This is a genomic window from Undibacterium sp. RTI2.2 (assembly GCF_035018705.1).
Classification (GTDB): Bacteria; Pseudomonadota; Gammaproteobacteria; order Burkholderiales; family Burkholderiaceae_D; genus Undibacterium.
This window is the reverse complement of sequence record NZ_JASJXN010000139.1, coordinates 1-472: the sequence shown is the minus strand read 5'-3', so window position 1 is coordinate 472 and position 472 is coordinate 1. Positions and strand designations below refer to the sequence as shown.

The 472-nt window shown below is 56.6% G+C and carries 2 pseudogenes; both read right to left on the bottom strand.

Annotated features, from left to right (window positions below):
• Window positions 1–240 (bottom strand): annotated as a pseudogene (locus QN395_RS21450) (bifunctional aspartate transaminase/aspartate 4-decarboxylase); the annotation flags it as partial.
• A gap of 19 nt (window positions 241–259) precedes the next feature.
• Window positions 260–472, bottom strand: a pseudogene (locus QN395_RS21445) (aspartate-alanine antiporter); the annotation flags it as partial.

Below are 472 nucleotides of genomic sequence, written 5' to 3'. Positions count from 1 at the left end.
GCGCTCCGGCAGTCCACCAAAGCCGCTGTCAAGATACGAATATGACCGCTCGGCTTCGCGCATAGAAAAATCGCCCAGGCTCAGAAACGCCCAGCGCGGCAGTGTCGCCAGAAAATTCGGATTGCCGCGACCTGCATTGAGCATCATACGCTGTGCATCCGAGGAAGCAATGGCGATGAGCTGATCCTTGAGTTCAAACGGGCTGAGGTTGGCAAATTGCTGAAAATCTTGTTGCGGCATGATAGGACTCGATCGCAGTTTAGGGGGCGGCATTTCTGGTGATGATGCCAACGATGACTGGACCCCAAAGGGTTAGAAACACATTGGCAACGGCGTAAGTAACGGTAAAGGACACGACGGGGGTTGCATTGCCTGCTTTCTCGAGCAACGCGGCGAACGCTGGGTTGGCGCTGCGTCCTCCGGCGACACAGGCGAGCGCTTCGATCGGATTGCGAATGCGCAGGACGTACCA